Source organism: Plebeiibacterium sediminum, assembly GCF_026013605.1.
GTDB lineage: Bacteria > Bacteroidota > Bacteroidia > Bacteroidales > Marinilabiliaceae > Saccharicrinis > Saccharicrinis sediminus.
On the sequence record NZ_JAPDPJ010000002.1, the window covers coordinates 68,372 to 87,459 of the forward strand.

Annotated in this window: 11 protein-coding genes; 3 read left to right on the plus strand and 8 right to left on the minus strand. The window is 34.0% G+C overall.

Annotated features, from left to right (window positions below; all coding sequences use genetic code 11):
• Positions 1-14 precede the first annotated feature (14 nt).
• Together OM075_RS02180 and OM075_RS02185 are read right to left on the minus strand one after the other, a co-directional pair.
• Positions 15-434 carry a hypothetical protein gene (locus OM075_RS02180; RefSeq protein WP_301188823.1) on the minus strand — a complete coding sequence of 140 codons (420 nt, stop codon included), beginning with the start codon at positions 432-434 and terminating at the stop codon, positions 15-17.
• A gap of 430 nt (positions 435-864) precedes the next feature.
• Entirely contained in the window at positions 865-6,087 is a 5,223-nt protein-coding gene (locus OM075_RS02185) for an InlB B-repeat-containing protein (protein ID WP_301188824.1), read from the minus strand.
• Between the two features lie 954 nt (positions 6,088-7,041).
• Here OM075_RS02185 and OM075_RS02190 point away from each other — a divergent pair.
• Entirely contained in the window at positions 7,042-7,821 is a 780-nt protein-coding gene (locus OM075_RS02190) for an EFR1 family ferrodoxin (protein WP_301188825.1), read from the plus strand.
• Positions 7,822-7,880: 59 nt separating this feature from the next.
• Here the strand turns inward: OM075_RS02190 and OM075_RS02195 are convergent, their stop codons facing one another.
• The 6 genes from OM075_RS02195 to OM075_RS02220 all read right to left on the minus strand — a co-directional run bounded on the left by OM075_RS02195 (position 7,881) and on the right by OM075_RS02220 (position 16,684).
• Positions 7,881-10,520, minus strand: coding sequence for a glycoside hydrolase family 3 protein (locus OM075_RS02195; RefSeq protein ID WP_301188826.1), 2,640 nt, complete (start codon positions 10,518-10,520; stop codon positions 7,881-7,883).
• Between the two features lie 213 nt (positions 10,521-10,733).
• Positions 10,734-11,582: a sugar phosphate isomerase/epimerase family protein gene (locus tag OM075_RS02200; RefSeq protein WP_301188827.1), complete on the minus strand. Its 849-nt coding sequence runs from the start codon at positions 11,580-11,582 to the stop codon at positions 10,734-10,736.
• A 24-nt stretch (positions 11,583-11,606) separates the two neighbouring features.
• A complete protein-coding gene (locus tag OM075_RS02205) occupies positions 11,607-12,998 on the minus strand; it encodes a carbohydrate porin (protein ID WP_301188828.1) in 1,392 nt (463 codons plus the stop codon).
• Between the two features lie 213 nt (positions 12,999-13,211).
• The gene (gene fucP / locus OM075_RS02210) at positions 13,212-14,585 is read right to left on the minus strand and encodes an L-fucose:H+ symporter permease (RefSeq protein ID WP_301188829.1); all 1,374 of its coding nucleotides are present in this window, start codon (positions 14,583-14,585) and stop codon (positions 13,212-13,214) included.
• Positions 14,586-14,623: 38 nt separating this feature from the next.
• Positions 14,624-15,526 (minus strand): carbohydrate kinase family protein, encoded by a 903-nt coding sequence (locus OM075_RS02215; RefSeq protein WP_301188830.1) that lies wholly within the window; start codon positions 15,524-15,526, stop codon positions 14,624-14,626.
• Positions 15,527-15,682: 156 nt separating this feature from the next.
• Positions 15,683-16,684, minus strand: a complete 1,002-nt coding sequence (locus OM075_RS02220) for a LacI family DNA-binding transcriptional regulator (RefSeq protein ID WP_301188831.1) — start codon at positions 16,682-16,684, stop codon at positions 15,683-15,685.
• A 466-nt stretch (positions 16,685-17,150) separates the two neighbouring features.
• Between OM075_RS02220 and OM075_RS02225 the strand changes: the two genes are divergently transcribed.
• Positions 17,151-17,867: an ATP-binding protein gene (locus tag OM075_RS02225; RefSeq protein WP_301188832.1), complete on the plus strand. Its 717-nt coding sequence runs from the start codon at positions 17,151-17,153 to the stop codon at positions 17,865-17,867.
• Complete coding sequence (locus OM075_RS02230) at positions 17,867-19,084, plus strand: radical SAM protein (RefSeq protein WP_301188833.1); 1,218 nt, start codon at positions 17,867-17,869, stop codon at positions 19,082-19,084. The genes OM075_RS02225 and OM075_RS02230 overlap by 1 nt, the downstream gene beginning before the upstream one ends.
• Positions 19,085-19,088: the final 4 nt, after the last annotated feature.

The following is a 19,088-nucleotide window of genomic DNA, read 5'->3' on the forward strand; positions in this document are numbered from 1 at the left end:
TACAAAGGATAGGTTTAAAACACTTGTTCCAATAATTTTACGGTTTCATTAAACTTGGTCATTTCAATATTAATTTTAAAATATTTTAAAGCCAATTCCACAGTACTACAGTAATAACACGTTTTTTTACCACATAGTCTTTTTGAATACAATGCAGCAAATACAGTAACTTCAGGATGATCTACTAAAAATACAATGTTGTACTTTTTTTTGATAACTGTTTTTCTAAACAATACTAATTCCTGAATACAATCAATTAGACTAAGTATATTTTTAGAACTCCTTAAATCTATTAAAACTTTATCAATAGTGTTCCACTCTTCTTTTTGCATCAGGAAATAATAAAAGGATCTCCATTTTTCAATAGACACCTCATCCTGGATATGATAAAACAATAGATTCTCTTCGGGTAAAAAATTATAATTGATTTTCATATACTCTAATTGATTTTTATGTTCACATGGAACTCGTCAGATATAATCATTTTCCTGTGTGAGCATCTATTCTCATGGCACTTTTCATAAACTAAATTTATATTCAACGGCCAAATAGAGCTCTAAAATAAAATAGATCATCCTCCAGTAAGTAAATTTGGATTATCAAATTTACCTGGTCGTTTCATGTTTTTTTATTGAATTAAGATGATCACCCGTAATTCCTCAGAAAAATAATCATCCTCGTGCGTAAGAACTTTTTGTATTGGATTGGTTGTTTAAAATTTACTTTGATTGATTTTGGAAAAAATAAAATCACCTTCCTTCACACACAAACATTTTAATTATAAAATGTGGGAAGTAAGCAATAATCATCTTACTTCCCACTCACAACAAATAAATATTAATTAGACTACCAACCTTATGCTCCCTATTTAGATAACTCTACCACTTTATTAACCCATCCAGTGCTTCCTTTCACAATTAGTAGTTTACTCCTTGATGGAACTTCTATATCAAAGGAACCAACAGACTTTTCTTTTTTTATGAGTAACTGACCTGTTAAATCATATACTTCAATAACCTCTTGATTTTGACTAACCACTGTAAGTACACTATTTTTAAGTGTTACATAAGCCTTAGATTGTAATTTATTAAAGCCTGTAAAAGTTGAAACATTAACAACACAATTCGTTACAACCGATCCGTCTGAAGTTTCAAGACAAACTTTTGCAGAACCTAATCCTTTGGCGGTTACAAGTCCATCAACCACAGTAGCAATATTCTCATCGGTTGTATTCCAAACTAAATCGCCAGTATAAGCGTTATCCGGGAAAACATCTGAGGCTAACTGAGACGTTTCTCCAATTTTAAGATTTAATTCATTTGAAGATAAATCCAGAGAATAAACACTTTCATTCATTAATGCATTTACTTCCTCTGCATTTAAAGCTCTGTTATAAATTCTGAATTCATCAAGCATACATGTTGTATATTTATCCGACGACCATCTTGATCTTATCAGATAATTGTATAGATTCTCACCCATATCCGAAGGCTTAACTACTGCATTATCATCCTCGAATATGAGATTTCCATTCATATACATTTTAAAAGTTGTTCCGGCTTGCGAGATTGCTATATTAACCCACTCTCCTGTTGGTATAGAATGACCGCTTGCTGTTACATCGTATGTTCCGGAAGGACAAGTAATTTTATATCTTAAACCAGGTGTAAGAATCATAAAAACTCCTGTTGAATTCCCAAAGTCAAATATTCTACTCCCTTTGTTTGAAAAGTTACCCCATAAAGAAATCGTAAAATCATTAAGTTCACTGGTAATTCCACTTTCAACCTGTACGTATGATTTTCTGGCAGCATCAAATACTTTTGCATTGTTAGTTATTCCTTCGCTTTTTGTTGTTTCATAAGATATACCATGATATCCTCCCCATAAATCGTGAATAAGTCCATTGCTTTCATCAAAGTTAAAATAGGCACATTGCCCTAATGTTGGTACAACCGTATAAACTTCCTGATCAATATATTCACCTGCTGAATTATATGCAGCTACTTTATAATAATATTCCTTTCCATTGACAAGGTTTTTATCAGCATATCTTGTTGCATCAATATTATCGGCAATGATTTCATAATCCCCATTCTCACTATCTGAACGATATATTCTATGCAGTACATCGTATTGAAAATCCCATGTAATTGCCACTTGAGAATCACCATTTGATAAGAAAACTCCAGGTATATCTGTTGGAACTGTTATTGCATTTGTTGTTACAGCAATAGGTTCAGAATCGGCTGTTTCTCCTAAATTATTAACAGATGATATTTTGTAATAATAGGTGGTATTAGGTGTTAATTCAGAATCTCTAAATGTATTTTCAGATAAATAACTTCCTATCGTCTCATAGGTTCCATCAATGGATGATGATCTTTTTAGATTATACGATCTGGCATCGCTATTTAACGACCATGAAAGATCTAATATAGAAGAGGAAACAACTGTTCCTGTTAAATCAGATGGAGCTGACACTACTGCATCAAGTTTTAAAGAAATAATACGAGAATAAATTGACTCGGTACCTTTATAACTTGTAGCTTTTATTCTATATTCAGCAAACTTATCTGTAATTAAATCACTATATATAACATCTCCCCCATATTCATAATCCTCTCCAGGAATCAAAGTTGCAAGAGTCGTAAAGTCCGTTTCTCCATCAAGCTTTCTTTCCAAAACATAGTTGGTTCCTGTTTCCCCATTATGATCGTACCAGTTAAGAATAAAGGATTTAAAATCATCAGAATAGGTATAACCTGGCAATGGTGGTGCTATCCTCCAATTATGTATGTACTCTTTTGATTTAGAGAATGCAACCTTTGACTTATAATCTGCAAAATACTTTCCTGCCGGTGTTAATTTTCCTCCTAATACCATAGCTCGGGCATCCTGAACCCAATTATATAAAGAGTGACGTTCCAGATATTCACAACGATCCAGACCATCTAGTGCATCCTGAATCCATGCCAACTGTTTGGCTGAATTTTCTGGAGATAATGGTCTGTTTACAATAATTTCATTTCCATTTTCATCATATACGATGTTTAAATCTGCATCACGCAATGGTCCGGAAGCCGTTGGCCAATACTCTGTTGTCCAGTTTGCACCATTGTTCCATTCGGTAATCCACATTGGTCGACCTCCATATCTATTCACACATGCATCAGTAATACCATTATACAAGCTTTGTCCTGTTTGACTATTCCAATACATATGACCAACAACAAAATCTACACGATAATTTAAACTATCGGCCATTGCCAAGAAATCAATTAGCCATTGTTTTCGAATAGCATCCGGAGTTGGCGATCCCAGTCTTAGTCCGGACTTAAATAATTCAGGCCACTGTCTTATGGCTTCTTCCGGAGTACAATTGGACTGATCACTATGATCCGGTTCATTATAACCTAATACATGAGAAACATTGGTTCTGGCATTGATTGTTTCAAAGGAATCCCAACCTAAATTATGACGCATTGGAACATATTCATAATCCGGACTTTCAGTGTATCCGCCAGCAGCCCAATCATTATACCAAGTTACATTGGTTAATTCACCAAGACCTCCACAAATTCCTTTTTTACTCACCCATTCCCAACGAAATACACGAACAAATGAAACAAAATCAAGGCCTTCCGGCATAACAGGAACTTCAACATCCTCATCACTAGCAATATAAACACGAGAAAAACCAGTACCATCCGGGTTATTAGCCAATGTACATGAGTAGCCCTTTTTCAATTTAAATGAACGAACATTATTATTGAAATCAGCAAGTTCAGAAGTTCTGTAATATTTATTTACTTCAAACTGCATTGACTCTCCTGAATAGTTAGCACTGCTATAAACAGTTAAGGCCTGCTTTCCAATTGCTTTTCCATTTGGAATTACAACAGTTCCTCCTCCATAAATTGCTATGCGATCTGTTTCCGGATTAAACGCATTACCATTAACATTAATAAATGAAGCATAATCTGAAGCAACTTTTGATGGTCGGGCCGAATCAAAATAAAGCCATGCATCTTCTGACATTAAATTAATCGTACTTTCTAACAAAGCGTCTTCAGAAGTCAGATGCAACTCTGATGTTCCATTAACCGTAATGTTCATATATTTAGCAGTAGGCAAGCTAAGCTGCTCATTATTTAAGGTAATATTTGCATAATCCGGATTATCATTTGAAACAAAGCGTGCATATACTGTTGTATTTTCAACAACGGTAGCATTAAAATCAAAAAGTTCAGAGTAACTGTTATCCGTAAACCATCCGGCAAATGTGTAACCTTCTTTAGTTGGCTCCTCAGGTTCTACTACTTCATATGTATCTCCATTGGCAAAGTACTGTTTAGATACTTCACTACCTCCATCTGTATCAAAAGTTACTGCAAGTGCATTACCAGTCTCAACAATTTTAAAATTCCACGCTATATTCCTGTCTGAACCATTGCTAGTTTGCCATACCATATAATAAGTACCCCCATCTGCAGGAGTTGCAAAAATAAAGTTATAATCAATGGTTGCATTCCATCTTGGAGCTAGTTTTGTTTGCGAGTTTAACATCACTCCTGTAGCATCTGCTGAAGTGTTAATTCCAAATGTTGTAGAAACAGTTCCATTCATATTTGTATTAGAACAAGTAAATTCATATACTTTCCCTCCTTCTAATTGAATTGGATATGAAAATACATTGTTATTGATAGGGTGAGTCACAACACGTCCAACTCCAAGATTATCTCTGAACCTATATGCATAATTATCATTACCATCAGCTGCATTAATCCATGATACCGGAGTACTACATGCCCAACCAAAATCACTTGGAATATCTGTACTTGTACCTATACCATTGCCATCCCAGCCCATCATATAATCATATCTAAAAGCAATCGTATAGCTTACAGTTGTTCCATCACCAGATGTTAATACTACAGTAGCAGTGCCTGGTATTTCTGTTATCTGTGTTATATCAATGGTAGCGGCATCAGAACCTACTGCTGAAACATCAGGAATAATTGCCCCAGTAGCAAAATCGTAGGTATAATCATATACAGTTGAAGAAAAGCCATTTAGATCCACATCATTTACCTGTAAAGAATAGATATTAACATCCTGATATACATTTATTGCATCTGATAAAGTATCAAAAGCATTGGTAACTTCTTCAATCGTTGCTGCTGTATTATCTACCACTTCCTGTGCAATTGTGATTTGAGCTTCCAAATAACTCTGTCCGGTTGCTGTTCCTCCGGAAAGCAACGTTTTAGCATCTGAAATTAAGGTGTTTAACTCATTTTTAATACCATTCCATTTGGCATAAACAGTTGTATTTACCCCTACAGCTGTTGAAAAATCCATCACATTAATACAAGCCTCATCCGAGTACCATCCGTCAAAAATATATCCGTCTCTGGTAGGTTCTGTTGGAACAGTAATTTTATATGTTTCTCCTTCTAAAAAATATTGATTTTCTACGGAACTTCCTCCATCAACATTGAAAGTAACGCTAAGAGCATTTCCTAGTTCCGTCATATTTAATAACCACAAACTAGCATCGTTCCAATATCCACCGCTTCTGTTTACGTCCCATAATAAATATCCATCAGTAAAACCCTCCGGGGCAACAAAACGTAAACCATTTAATGTATTAACAACATTATTACCATAAAGTGTTATTGAACTACTGGAAACAGGATTTGAGGCTAAAAGGTTGTCTGCCAGATAGAAGTTAAAAGTTAAACTTCCATCCCCACCATTCCTTCTCCATGCTTTACCTGAAAGCTCGTAAATTTTTCCTGCAGTTGTCGTAACCGGATATCCGAATTTTGTATCTTCCAATGTGATGTAAATCATTGGATCCGAGCCATTACTAGCCGGAAAACCAACATTTGTACGGTATCTGTTATCCCCACCATTGAGTGTTCCCCAAAGAGCAGAAACACTTTCATCAACGCGCCAACCTGCATCGTAAGGTGTTCCGGCTGTATTATCCCAGCCTTCTAATAAGTTTTGTGCCTGCACATTAATTATGCTCATGCAAAACATAAAACCAATTAATATTATAGTATATAATTTTTTCATGTTTTTAATATTTGTTTCTTTGGCCACATAGAACTCCCCTTATTAGTCATTCTCGTGTGTGAGAAATTTTTATCATGGCTCGTTTCATATGTTTATTTTTTCTTCGAATTACCATATGGAATTCACCAACTTAGTCACCCTCTTGTAAGAGGATGGATTGAATTCTCCGAACTGACGAGTCTAATGGCTCATTTCATATGTAGCTAAACTTTTCTATTTGACATTTTGGTTTGTTCACATAACTGATTTGAATATGTGTGGTTTTTGGTATCTTGGTTAATAACCAGATAGCTTATTCTCCTTAATTACGTAGATCCCATTATTGTGATGATTAACATTCCAATTTCATTTTTTTTCATAGACATTCTTTTTAATTTATTTTAAATCATAGATAATAGTTCATTATTGATGGGACTAATTTGAGTAATGTTAGCCTTAGAAAAGTTCAATGATGGATCGATAAAGATGAATTTTAATCCATCACTAATAATCAGTACATTAACTAATTAATTACGAATCATTTCCCTTCTTTTGTGAATTATATTCAAACCTGAGAAAAACTATAATTCAATGGAGTGCTCATTATAAAATGCAACAAGATTAATGGGAAAGAACTAATATTGCGTATTTGAAGACATTGATAAGGTTTTTGCTAAAAATAGTTAGGAGAATATAAGATGAAGACCAAGTAAGTATAATAAATCTATTATCTGTTTGAATATCGGCTGACCGACAAATTTAATTTCACTATTTTTGCTCATGTTGTAAAAAGTTTCGCAAAATTAATTTACAACTTTGAGGGGAAACCGAAAGGAAGTACCCTCTTTTATTTTTTTACTCGGTCACTAGTGATAAATTATAAGAGATCTGAATACCCTTCCAAATAGATGACTGCTCTTAAATCTCTTCTTACAATTTAATCAAGTATATTTGGAAAACTTATTTATTTGAGACATGAACACAGCCTTGTATTATTTTTCAGGAACTGGTAATAGTTTAAGTGTTGCACAATCCCTTAATACGCTTATTAAGGAAAGTGAATTATATCCTATTATTGGGTGCCTAAAACAGAAACCGGTACAAATTAAGGCACAAAGAGTAGGTATTATATTTCCTATTCATTTTATGACCATTCCATGTGTTGTCAAAGAATTCTTAACAGAAGTAAGTTTTCTTCATCCCAAATATGTATTTGTAATTGTTACCGGAGCAAGTCCAAAGTTGGGAAATACGCTTTCTCAAGTTGAAAAATATCTGAATAAAATAAATGTAAATCTTAATGCTGCTTATTTTGTTCCAATGATTGCAGCACATTTTCCTTATATCAGAATTTCAAAAGCTAAGGACACTAATGAGATTTACAAAGCGGCTAAAGAAAAAGTGATTGAAATAAGTCTGAATATCATTAATCAGAAAAATGAAATAGACAAGGAATTCTCTGTAGTTGGAAATATAAAGCAGTTGATATCAAAAGAAGCAAAAGGTAACCAAAATCACTTTTCTGTTGGTGAAGGCTGTATTAGATGTGGTTATTGCATGCAGGTATGCCCTTTCCAAAATATAAGATTACATGGCAAACAAGTTCAATGGCTCGATAACTGCCACTATTGTTTTGCCTGTCTGCATTTTTGCTCTCAATCTGTTATTCAATATAAAAATTTATCTATTGGTAAACCTCGTCAGCATCACCCATCTATTTTACTTAATGACATTGCCTTACAACGAGATATTTAACTAAAAAACAAAAGCGAAGTAAATGACTTCGCTTTCGATATCTTTTTCTAAATAAATGATTATTTAATTTGTAGGCTCTGTTGACCAATTACTTTAAAACTACCTTTTATTACTTCTGTTGATGATGCATTATTATTACCGGTAAAACCAGGTTGCTCTCCTCCTACAAAAACATCAAATATTCCTGCTTCTATCACTCGTTGAGCTTTCTTATTTATCATTGACAACTGGCGTGGTTCAAGAATAAATTCTACTATTTTACTTTCTCCAGCTTTTAAGTGTATGCGTTCAAATCCTTCCAACTGCCTTATTGGTCGTGGTGTAGAACCCTTTTTATCTGACAAATATAATTGAACAACTTCATCTCCTGCCATTTGTCCGGTATTGGTCACCTTTACTGAAACAGAAATGCTATCTCCGGCTTTTATAGTTGAAGATAGTTTTAAATCTGAATAAGCAAATGTTGTATAACTTAAGCCATATCCAAATGGATACAAAGGATCTCCGTTATAATACCTGTAAGTTCGCCCCTTCATATCATAATTTTTAAAATCAGGCAATTCACTTAACGAGCGATAATAGGTTATTGGCAATCGACCTGCCGGATTATAATCTCCCCAAAGAACATCAGCCAATGCATTTCCGCCTTCCTCTCCCGGATAACCCACATTTAGAATGGCATCAATATTTTCTTTTTCCCAATTTATGGCCATAGCACTCCCTGCATTAATTACCAATACAACTGGTTTCCCTGTTGCTTTTACTGCCTTTATTAGTTCTTCCTGCTCTTTGGGTAATGAGATATCTGTACGATCTCCACCTTCTCCTTCCAGACGTTGAGATAAACCAACAACAACAATAGCAATATCAGCTTCTTTTGTAATTCTTATTGCTTCATCTATTAGGTTTTTATCTGGTCTGGCCCACAATAAACTAGCCTGTGCATTGGTATCATCTGTATAGAACTCTATTTCGACTGCATACTTTTTACCACCTTCCAACTCTAATCTGTCTGTAGCGTATATGTTATGATGCACTGAACCTTTGCCATTGGAAATTTCTTTTCCTTCAATTTTAACAGACATTCCTCTTTTTGCCATTAAGCCTAATTCATAAGTGCCATTTTCAGGAGGTACAAGATACCCCGTCCAGCGTACCGAAAAAGTATCAATTAATTCTTTTGATACGGGAGTATATTGCCAGGAGAAATCGATATGATCATCAATTCGGATAAAGACAGGTTCTCCGGAACATTTTGTATTATTATAGTATTCACCTTCTAATCCTTGTTTACCATCTTTCGTTTGCAAATACACAGAAGGAATAGGTTTAAGGTTTAATTTTTCATCATTCAAATGCGATCCTTCTGCATAAAGAACCTCAACAATAGGCTCTACTTTGTTCTTTATTCCATGTAAAAAGGTAACAGGATTTTTAGGCGTTCCATGATAATTACCAACCAATGATTCCCAATTATCAGCATTAGGACCGATAACTGCAATTTTTGTAATTTTATTTTTAGAAAGAGGTAATATGTTATTACTATTCTTTAAAAGTACGATACTTTCTTGTGCTGCCTTCCTTGCCAAAGTAGTATTTGCATCAGAACAAACTACGCCAATAGGAATTTTAGAAAAAGGAACTTCCTCATCCGGATCAAACATCCCCATTTTAAAACGAGCCAATAAAATTCTGCGTAACGCAACATCAATCTGTTCTTCTGTTATCAATCCTTCTTCAACAGCCTTACCCAGACTTTTATAATAACTTCCGCAATTTAAATCACAACCTCCTTTAACTCCAATTGCTGCAGCCTCAGGTTTACTTTTTGCGATATGATGTCCGGTTTCAATATCGCGTATAGCACCACAATCTGAAACTACATATCCATCAAATCCCCAGGTATTTCTTAAAACCTGATTTAATAAAAAATCATGACCGCTACACGATTCCCCTCTAAAACGATTGTATGCCCCCATAACAGAGTATACTTTAGCATCTTTAATTGTTTTATAAAATGCTGGCAAATAGGTCTCATACAAATCAATATCACTTACATCCACATCAAACGAATGCCTTAATTTTTCAGGTCCGGAATGAATTGCAAAATGTTTGGAAGTAGCAATCGTTTTAAAATATTTAGGATCATTTCCCTGCAAACCCAGAATAAACTCAGTAGCTAAAGCTCCTGTTAAATAAGGATCTTCACCATAGGTTTCGTGACCTCTTCCCCATCTGGGATCTCTAAAAATATTTATATTAGGAGACCAAAAGTCAAGACCTGTATATATGGTTCTTTTATTCTGACGTAAAAAATCATGATGCTTTGCTCGTGCTTCATCAGAAATAACAGTTCCAATATCTTTCATTAACGCTTTGTTAAATGAGGCAGCTACAGAAATAGATTGAGGAAAGACAGTAGCATACCCAGATCGGGCAACCCCATGCAAACATTCATTCCACCAATTGTACTCAGGAATCTGCAAACGTGGTATCGCTTTTGACTCATTGGTCATTTGACTGATTTTTTCATGTAGTGTCATTTGACTCATTAAAAGATCTACCCTTTCTTCAAATGGCAGGTGATAATCTAAATAGCTGAAGTCAACTTCTTTTTCCTGTGCATTACAATTATTACTACCTATTGAAAGAATACCCAAAAGGCAATACCATGTAAGAGATTTAAATTTTGAAAACATACTTTGATTTAATAGTTAATTTTAAAAATTATGCTGCTACCCCTGAATTTTTAAAATTTTACTCTATCGTTAAAAAGATAGATGTGAATATATACACAAACTATTTGAAAACAAAATACATAATAGTAATTAAAACGATTAGAGGAGGCAAATACTTACCTCCTCTTTTGACTAATTGAAATTATTATAATTATTCTTGGATAAAATTCTATGTTAATTGCGATACCATTTATCAACCATTAGTTTCATAAACAAAAGACTTCCTTTTGCTAAATCTTCTGAATTATATTTTGATGGTCGCCATAAAGAGGTAGGTCCAACTAGCTCTTTTATCTCTGAAGAAAAATTTTCAAGAACTAGTGGTCCCTGATAATCAATTTCTGACAACGCTTTAAAAAATAAATCCCAATTTACATTTCCCTCTCCGGTCATTCCCCGATCACTTTCTGTAATATGAGTATGCTTTAACTTTTTCCCTGCCCTGATAATCGGATCATAAAGGTTTCTTTCTTCAATATTCATGTGAAATGTATCCAAATGCAATCCCAGGTTTGGCATGTTAATAGATTCAATCATATCCAAAACCTCATCTGCTGCAGTAAAAACATAGCTTTCGTAACGATTAATTGGTTCTGGTGCTATGGTTACACCATGTCCCTGAGCATACCTGGCTAATTCTAAAAACACCTGCTTTACTGTTTCCCGTTCATTTATTGAACATGGCTGACCAGTAAAACTACCGATTGCAGAATGCAATACTCCTCCTAAAAAATCACCACCCATATCTGAAACAATATTGACAGCTGATTTTATAAGTTTCAAAGCCTTTTCAGGATACAAAGGCATATGACAGTCTTTGGGTAAGTTTAAACTGAATCTGGCCTTTATATTATTCTCCATCAACTGCCTTTTAACCGTCTTTACGTCAAATTCCAGAGATGATGGCAGACTTATTTCCAGGAGATCAAATCCATATTCTGCAGTTTTTTCTATTGCATATTTTCCTCCTTCTGCAGACCAGTGAGGAATAAATGATAAATATGAAGTTCCAAAAGTTGGCATAATTATAAATTTAAGTGTAAAGTATTAGAATAACCACATTTCTGTTTTTATTCCGATATATGTTCCCCAGCTTTTATTATTCAGTTGAAGGTATGGTGAATATTGATTATCCTTAGCGTAATCATTATACTTTGCTGCTGACATAACCAGGCGAATATGTGGTCGGCACCATGCATTTTTTTTGCCAAGAGGTACTATAGTCGGTGCAAATGAAAATTTCCACATAGATGCTGTTGGATTATTTCCATCCTTTCGGGTGGCATAATGAACCTCGTTGATTAAATGCAACCAGTTTTTCACATAATACAATGAACGAGCACCTACTACAAAATCTGTTTTTCTGTTATAAATTTCACTTTTGTCAAAAAACTCTGCCTTATGATTACTTGATGCACCACCTTTACTATTGGTATAAATGCCATAACCATTGATGCTAAAGTTTTTATGTAAATTCAACAAAAAGTGTTCTACCATAGTAATTGAATAAGCATTTGTGTACTTTCCATTTTTATCAGGAGCTCCATAGGTAGCCCAGGTCCATGTGTTGCCATTATCACCTCCATTCGCAATACCTTGTCCGTATCTGATTGCAAACTGGTTAAACGACCCTCCTATTTTTGTTTTTAGAGGGGAATTTAATTTTGCTCCCAATACCCACCCATTATCAGCAGGATATGGGTGATCTACATTTTCTGAATTATCGGCTACATAATGATACTCTCCTAACAGTTTAAGAGAATTCCCTCCTTTAAAATTCATAGTATGCTCTCCCACAAAAACCATTCGTTGACGAATTGCAGGGTTGGTAGCACCTTTAACGGTTATTTCGTAATTATATGGGTATATTCCTGATGAATCAGATGATGATGGCATGTATATGGCCAATTCGGTGTTTTTATAACTAAATCCAGCTCCTTGTGCCGAATGATCATCAAAATAAAAGTAGTCGCAAATATGTATATCATCATATCGTCTAAACCTAACACCAACCCATGCAGACCAGTCACTACCCATAATATTTTTGGCTTCAACATAGGTCTCGGGTAATATAAAAGTTAATCCTTGAGGTGATCGTGAACTCACATTACCCATAAACTGTCCATTTTGCGAATACATACCAAGTCGCACTTGTAATGTGACACTTGTGGTATCTTTTCTTTCACTCAAGGGAGTAAAATGAATCGCAGGTAACAAATCCATATAGTCATATTGCTCCATTCTTCCTGCAAGTGATCCCTGTCCTGAAAGATTCAGAGGTTTCCATTGCATTCCTTCTCCATTTGGAGATGTTCCTATACCAATTCTTCCTGTGGTTCCCATCGAAAAATTAGTATTTGTAATAACAACCTGTGCTTTTAATATTGATCCAATAAACAAAAAAGCAGATACCAAAATATAATATATTGTAGATTTCATGTTTTTATCATTTGATTTTTATTGCCAGATGGAACTCGCCAAAATTGATCTTTTTATGACATGAGAAAGGTGCACGTCATAGAAATCACAATTTTCATAGCGCATTTCATGTGTCTAAAATTTGTTTTTAATTGAATGGTTAAGCCTAACTGTGAACAGTTAAACTTCTAACATTAAAGAATCCAGGGATGGTGGTATTCATGTTTTGAAGTGTTAAACTTCATAATTATAGCTTAATTTCTTTTGTGCTTTAGGTTGCAAAAAAGACTTTGCATCGTACTTTTTTCCGGATACAGAGTATCCATACCAACTCACAAAGGCAAAGCAAATTAGCGGTAATAAAAACGATAGATTCACTTCTGAAATTCCCATCACTTGTATATCTGAAACACCGCTACCTGCGATATCAATTATCGAACCTTGTAATTTTGGCATTAACGCACCTCCTACAATACCCATAACTAAACCTGCTGAACCAATTTTTGATTCTTCTTCTGACAAGCCACTAAGTGCTGTTCCGAAGATTGTTGGATACATAATTGACATAAAAAAAGAGGCTAACACAATACAATTTAGTCCAATGGTATTATTTAAAAACACAGCTCCTGTAACACAAACTGCTGCAAGCATACCATATATACCCAATAACCTACCTTCACTCACAAACTTTAATAAATAAGTGCCCACACCACGACCTAACGTAAATAGAATAAAAGCAGCAAATTGATAGTAGCCTGCAGTAACATTATCAATATTGCCTGCTTCAGCATAATGATAAATATAAGTCCAACACATAATTTGTGCTCCGATATATAGCGTTTGGGAAATTACTCCGGAAGTATATTTCTTATTTTTTAATAGTGCCTTTAAAGCATCTGATATATTTTCAGAGGTTGATTTCTTTTTATTTTTTGATTCCGGGATTTTATTGACAAGAAACAATACAAAAATACCAAGAATCACTAAACCTAAAATCACATAAGGATTTCTAATGGTCATTAAATCAGTTGTTTTGATAATTACTTTTGAAGCTTCATCTAAACTTGCAAAATTCTGAATATCATCAGACTTTAAGTTTTTAAGTACAAATTGCTGAGCTATCAATAATCCTCCTAATAGTCCTACAGGGTTAAAAGCCTGTGCTAAATTTAATCGTCTGGTTGCTGTTTCTTTACTTCCCAATGACAATACATAAGGATTGGCTGCTGTTTCTAAAAATGCCAAACCGAAAGTTAAAATATACAATCCTAAACAGAAGAACCAAAACTGTTCTGTAATAGCTGCAGGATAAAATAATAAAGCTCCGGTTGCATAAAGTCCTAAACCTATTAAAATTCCGACTTTATACGAGTACTTTTTCATAAACAGTGAAGCTGGCAGGGCCATACAAAAATAACCACCATAAAAAGCCATTTGAACCCAGGCTGCCTGTGAATTGGATAACTCCAGCACCTTTTTGAAGGCCTGAACCATAGGATCTGTAACTGCATTAGCAAATCCCCAAAGTCCGAATAACAGTGTGACTAAAATAAAAGGAAGAAGATTTTTTTTGGATATACTTTGTGTATTGTAGTTTGTAGTATTCATAGCTGACATTTTTTTAATTTCAAGATGATTTTTAAGTGTTATTTTACTAACAGTTGATCAAGAGATTCAATTTTATAATCAGGGCAGGCTCCTTCCTGAGAAGTAACAAAGGCTCCTAATGCAGAAGCATAGTACATTCCGGTTTCAATAGGTTCGTTCTGAATTTTTTTAGCAAGGAAGGCAGCTAAAAAAGAATCACCACTTCCTACAGTATCTTTTACCTTAACCTTATTGGCTGGTACAAAATATTTACGCTCCAAATTATAATAGGTTGCACCTTTACTCCCCTTTGTAACAATGATTTCATCTATTTTATAAGTGTCCTGAAGAAAATGAACATTACTGCTTCCTTCATTACTTTCGCAAGAGTACCAAGAGCTGATTAATTGAAGTTCTGACTCATTCAATTTGAGTAAATTACATTGATTTAGTAGATATTCTATGGTTTCCTTATCATAGAACGGAGGACGTAGATTAATATCAAAGACTTTGTAATTTGCATAGTTCAATAGTTTATACAGTGTTTGCTTCGATGTTTCATTTCGAGTAATCAATGTGCCAAAAACAAAAGCATCCGCATTTTTTACTTCTTTGATATGATGTTCACTAAATTCAATGTTATCCCAGGCTGCATTCTCTCTGATGATATAACTCATCTCATGATCCTGATTAGCAATGGCATTTACAATACCGGTTTGGTTTACATCATCAATTTGACAATGATGAGTAGAAATGCCCCATCTGTTAAGTATTTGCAATAGTCCTTGCCCGTACTTATCAGTACCTACACGACTAATCATTTTACTATTGACACCAAATTTATTAAGGTGATAAGCTACATTCATCGGTGCCCCACCTGGTTTTGTTTGATTTGGAAAAATATCCCAAAGAACTTCACCATAACATATTACAGATTGATTTTTTGATTTTGTAAGCGTCATTTTAATAATTTATTTAAGTTGATCCCTGTTTAAACGTTTAAACAAATAATTAAAAAAATATTATTTGATTATCATTTGTTTATAATTAAACCATTTTCTTTCCTTCGTTCTCTAGCTCTTTGTGTTTAATCGTTTAAACATTCATTTAAAAAAATATTATTTTCGAGAAGTTGAATCCCGAACGATGAGTTCCGCTAACAGAAATATCTGTTCTCGCTTAGTATTATCATTAATAGCCTGATGCATTAATCTTACAGCTTCTCTTCCCAACTTATTAAGAGGCTGATTTACATACGATATGGATGTATAAAATAAATCAAAGGCATCCGTTTTATCGAATGCAATTACCCCCATATCCTCAGGAATAATTACTTTTTTCTTATTTAAATATTTAAGTCCTGAAATTGTTAATAGGTTGGATGTAAAAAATATCGCATCGATTGATTGTTCAGTGTTTAAAAACTTATCAATTGCACATTCCACATCTTCCTGAATATGACCTAAACGCACTTTTCCAACTGTAGAATTGATCTCCTTTTGCTCCGTTGCCCCCCTTAATCTTTCATTAAGATGAACCAATTCTGTATCATAGCTTATGATACAAATATTGTTATAATTATTAGATAACAGATGATTCACAGCACTTTCTGAAGCTGAAAAATTATCAATAGCTACAGAATTTGCAGCCACTGAGGGGAAATATCTGTCCAGCAACACAAATGGTATATCCTTGGATTTTAAATCTGCTACAATTTGTTCCGATTTTTCTGGGAGAGATAAAATCAAACCATCAACTTGTCTGTTAAGAAAAACTTCTATAATCTTTTCTGATTTTTCAACACTCTCATCCGAACTACCAATTATAACAGCATATCCCATCTTGTCTGCCTCATTTTCTACAATGCGTGCAATTTGTGATGAAAAAGGGTTAGAGATATCTGCCAATAATAAGCCAATTGAATTGGTTTTATTGGTTTTCAGACTTCTGGCAATTTGATTGGGATGATAATTTAATTCTTTGGCAACCTGTTTAATACGATTGGCTACTTCTTCACTAATACGGCCTTTCATCTTGCCGTTTAAAACATAAGAAACCAAGGCTGTAGAAACCCCTACTTTGGTTGCTATATCTTTTAATGAAGTTTTCTTTTGTGCCATACTAAATTTATTTATTGTTCTAAAAACAACTTGCGTATAAAAGGTTTTCGAAATCGGACTTTGATCCAATTATTAAATATTTCATCACAAACTTAATGTTTAATCGTTTAAACGCCAAATAAAAATATACTTTTTTTTATTTTTTTTCACAGTTTGAGGATAATATACCTCCACAAGGTTCAATTTTACTGACTTTTATATACTCATGTAAATAATAACAAATAGATGTTAATTGAAAGCTATAAAGATTTAATTATTAGATAAAAAAATGTAAGTACCATAGCTTCCTACAAAAGCGAAGCACTAAAAACACTATTCATAGCCGATTAAATATCAGAGATTAAAAGAGTTTTTTGTCTTATTTATATTTCGTTTTTATAGGTATATTTTTCTTTTTTATGAAATAAATAAGAGTAGCAACCATAAAAGATTGTAATTTAAATTTCCGAAATAAAATGTAAATAAAATGCCATCTGATAACATTACAATTTGCTGCTGTAAATCAAGATCTTTTATTGATAAGGAAAAAGTTGCTTCAATTGCCAGTAATTTAATACATAAAGGCAATCAGGTTACATTGGTAGATGATCTATGTGCTATTGTTACTGAAGATCCGGAGAAAATTAAAAAAATTGCTCAAGGTACTATCATGGCTTGTCATACAAGAGCAATAACTTCTCATTTGAATAGCTGCAACATCAAGTCAGAGCGTATTATAAATATTAGAACTCAATCCGAAAAGGAAGTTTTAAATAGTTGTAATATTAATGATGAAAAAAAAGATGTTACGTCTTCAGCAGATTATCAAGATATACTTCAGCAAATTGAAGATTTACCAAAATCACCAGGTACTGATGCATGGTATCCTGTAATTGATAAATCGAGATGCACCAATTGTGGTAAATGTAATGACTTTTGTCTTTTTGGAGTTTATACAATTAAAGATCATGAAGTAATAGTTACCAATCCAGAAAATTGTAAAAACAATTGTCCTGCATGTGCAAGGATGTGTCCTAGCCTGGCCATTATATTTCCCAAGTACGAAAAATCGCCTATAAACGGAGGAACAGAGATTGAAGAATCTTTTACAGAAGAAGATAAGCAGGCGATGTATCAAAAACGACTTCAATACAGATTGCAACAAAACAGAAGCAGGTTTTCATTGCTAAAAAAAGACGAATAATGACTTTACGAGAATATGCTGCCAATTTTAAAACTGCAATGCGAGTTCCCTTGGAATGCTCACCAAGGCTGGTATGGAAATTTGCATATAATTTTGGTTGGCGAAATCTTAAAAATATAAATCAATTCGAGAAAAGGCAGGCTAAAGGAGATCCCTTCTTCCCTGCTTTTATCATGATTTCAATAACTGAAACCTGTAATCTTTCGTGCAGTGGTTGTTGGGTAACTCCGGGAGGAAAGAAAACAATGACACCTGAACAATTGGATGGTATCATCACTGAAAGTAAAAAGAAAGGATCCTATTTTTTCGGTATACTGGGAGGTGAACCGCTGTTATATAAAGGTTTATTTGAGATTTTAGAAAAACATTCAGATTGCTATTTTCAGTTGTTTACCAATGGCATGCTAATTACAGATGATATTGCCCTACGCATGAAAAAGTTAGGTAATATTACACCATTAATTAGCATCGAAGGTTTAAAAGAAGAAAGTGATCACAGAAGAGGTAAAAATGATGTTTTTAATAAAAGCTTATCTGGAGTAAAAGCATGTAAAAAGGCCAAACTTATATTTGGAGCTGCTGCAAGCATCTGTAAAAGCAACTATAACGATTTAGTTTCAAGAGAATATATTGATTTGTTGGCAAAAGAAGGTGCACACTACTTATGGTACTATATATATCGTCCGGTTGGTCCTAAACCTAATGTTGAAAATGCTTTGGATAAGGAAGAGATATATAAACTCCGAAAATTTATTGTTGAGCAACGTAAGGATGCGCCCTTATTTATAATTGAAACCTATTGGGATGCACATGGAAATGCTCTTTGTCCTGCAGCAACAGGAATGAGTCATCATATCTCCCCCAACGGAGCTGTTGAATTTTGTCCTCCGTTGCAAATGGCAAAAGAGTACCTAAACCAAGATGCATCGAACCTTACAGAAGTTTTTGAACAATCTGATTTCTTATCAAACTTGAGAGCATTAACCGTTAAAAACTCGAGAGGTTGTATTTTGCTGGAGGATCCTCGGGGACTGGCAGAATTTCTTGAGAAACACAACGCTGTGGATACAACTACACGAAACACGGTTATATCAGAATATAAAAACATGATACCTGTTGCTGGTCATGATCAAAGAGGGAGAGAAGTACCTGAGAAAAATATTTTTTATAAATTAATGAAGAAGAAGTATTTCTTTGGTTTTGGTGCTTATGGTTAATAAT